The sequence below is a fragment of the Syntrophales bacterium genome (assembly GCA_023229765.1).
Taxonomy (GTDB): Bacteria; Desulfobacterota; Syntrophia; order Syntrophales; family UBA5619; genus DYTH01.
Genome location: JALNYO010000088.1, coordinates 1 through 2,723 on the forward strand (window position 1 = coordinate 1; position 2,723 = coordinate 2,723).

The 2,723-nt window shown below is 52.1% G+C and carries 1 protein-coding gene; it reads left to right on the top strand.

Annotated features, from left to right (window positions below):
- The first annotated feature begins 355 nt into the window (after positions 1 to 355).
- The gene (locus M0P74_18295; GenBank protein ID MCK9365537.1) at positions 356 to 2,512 is read left to right on the top strand and encodes an SPFH domain-containing protein; all 2,157 of its coding nucleotides are present in this window, start codon (positions 356 to 358) and stop codon (positions 2,510 to 2,512) included.
- Positions 2,513 to 2,723 lie beyond the last annotated feature (211 nt).

Below are 2,723 nucleotides of genomic sequence, written 5' to 3' on the forward strand. Positions count from 1 at the left end.
ATTGGGGCTTGAGAATTGAATAATTTGACATTATGTCCTATAATCCGCGTCAATGTAATTTGCGTAAACTGACGCCTTTTGCGGTGTCTTTTTATAAAGTTACAACTAGCATAAATGCACCTTAAAATTTGGTGTGAGAATAATTTAAACCATTGTTTGGTTGGGCGCGAATTGGCTTTGAAATTCGAAGCTAATTTGTGCCCAATCATATACATACACAGGGCATTTCGTAATCAAAAACTACCTTTTTAGGAGGAGATGCCTATAAGCTTTGGAACTATTTCATTCCCGTCGATTCTACGTTTTTTGTAGACCCTAAACCTTTTCAACTTGATGTATCAGGAGCATTCGAAAAATGGACCGCAACTTTCGTGATGAAGATGAACCCCGCCAAGGCGGGAACCGTGGCCTCCGTGAGGCAGCGGGTGATGCTGTTGGAATGATTGCAGATGCCGGCTTGGAAGCCCTGCAGCGTAAACTGAACACCAGACTGTATGACATCCAGTCCTTGCAGGTTGACCCTGAACAGGGCGGTGGCTTATTTGGGTTTGGTAAACGCGTAGTTGTGCCGGCTGATGAAGTTCATGTGGTGAGCGGGCACGGTATTCATTCCAGCCCAATTGCCATGAAGAAGGCGACCGAAGTTTTTGGTCAGGCGGCCAAAAAAACGTCGGTTTACTGGCGGAATGCCCTGACTGAAGTCATCGCACTGCGCACCATTACGTTCGTGATTCCGGTTGCCGGAGCGAATTCGATTGGTGTCGACGTGCTCGACAAGAACAGGATTCCGTACAACGTCACCGCTCATGTGGTGGCCAAACTGGATGAGACCCAGCCGGAAATTGCGGCGCAGAGCGTCGGCAATGACATTATGGGCTTGGCCGCGAATATCCGCGAAGTGACCGAAGCACAACTTCTGGACGCTGCCGCGGAGATGACCCTCGAGGAAGTATTGAACGATCGCCAGCAGTTGGCCGATAAGGCCCGTGACGAAGTCAATGCAACCCTGACGGGTCTTGGCTATAAGCTGCTGTACATCACGATCGCCGAGTTGGGCGGTGTGGCGTACGAAAAGCTTGTCGAACAGGCACAGGCGACTGTGACCCGGGATACGACTATCCAGATCAATGCGGCCCAGTTGAAGACGCACGAATCCAATCAGGAGAAGGCGCGAACGACGGCTGAAGTTGATGGATTGACCCGGAAAGAAACGCAAGAAAAGAGCCTGGCTGCTGATAAGGCAGTGAAGTCCGCTGAGCTGGACAAGGACGAGACGGTAGCAGAACGCGAAAATGCGTTGGCGCTTGCCAACGAACAGCGTTCGCTCCGGTTGGAAACAGCCAAAAATGAAGTATCTCTGCAAAAAGTGGGGTTACAAAAAGCCGAGCAGTTGGCAACAACTACCGCTCAGGCTGATGTGGCCTTACTTGACCAGGAACGCCAGAAGGCGATCTTGCAGGCAGGTGCTTTGGCTGATGCCGAGCGCGACGACCTGGTTCAGGAGCGCGATTTAACCCGCTCTGCCAAAAAGACCAAGGAAGACGCGGCTCGCTTGCTCGAAGAGCAGGAAAGCACGGCTGACCGAAACAAGGTGGTGACAGTAACGACTGCTGAGGCGAAAGCTGAAGCGCTGAAGATTGAAACCACTGCGCAGAACCAGGTCCGCCTGTCCAAGGCCCAGACCGAGGCCCAGGCTTCAGAACAAGAGGCTGCGGCCAAGGTGAAGATGGCTGACGCGACTCGCGCCGAAGCCGCTGCGCCTGGTTTGGCTGAAGCTGATGTTGATGAGCGTCGGGTGGCTATTGCTGAAAAGCAGGTGGCGGTTGATCGTGCATCGGGTGTTGCCCGAGCCGAAGTTGCACAGCTTGAAGCTGATGCGGAAATCCACCGCCAGGGCGGCTTGATGGAAATCCAGTTGAAATTGGCCCGCGAACAGGCCGAGCTCTTCACCACTAATCCGGCTTTATTCGAGCTGGAAAAGATGAAGCTGCAGCTTGGTCATGATCTCCAGGTCAAGCAGGCTGAGCTTTCAGCTCAGGTTCAGATTGCTACGGCAATGGCCGAGCATATGAATATCAGCGCAAACATCATCGGGGATGGATCCCGCGCGAGCGCGATTATGTCGCAGATGATGTCGATTGCGGCTGGAGCCCAGGTGGTGGGAGAACAGGTGCCTTTTATTGGCAACATGCTGAACGGCGCGAGCAATGGAAATGGGACGGCTTCTGCCGTTTCCACAACCAAGAGCTTGTCCGAACTGCTGGCCGGTGTGGCGCCTTTCATCCAAAGCCTGGTTAAGGAAATGAATCCGAAGATCTTTTCCACCCTGACGGTGGAAGCATTGATGGAAGCCTTGGTGCCGGTCGTTTCCGGCCAGAAAGACCTGGTTTCCGCACTGCAGCAGATCAAGGATGATGCAAACTTCCGTGTGATCGCGGATATGCCCGTGGCCCCCATTCTGAAGAAGATTGGACTCAGCCCGGAAAAATCCGATGACGCGGTCGCTGCGTAAAATCACCTGATTAAGTAAGAAGAGGGAGGCGGTTTCCGCCTCCTTCCAGAAATTATTCTCATATCATTATTTGAAAGGTGCTTTGCTGAGGCAGAACTACATTTATTTTGAGGCCGAAAGGCTTTGAAATTGATGCTGCCTCAGCATCACCCTTAAGTCCACAATATAATGAAGTCTTGCGGATTTGGGAGTGAGAGTAACTTCTAGACCT

Bases quoted from the DNA above. Each gene is read 5' to 3' on its own strand.
- M0P74_18295 (MCK9365537.1), top strand. From the start codon at position 356: ATGGACCGCAACTTTCGTGATGAAGATGAACCCCGCCAAGGCGGGAAC.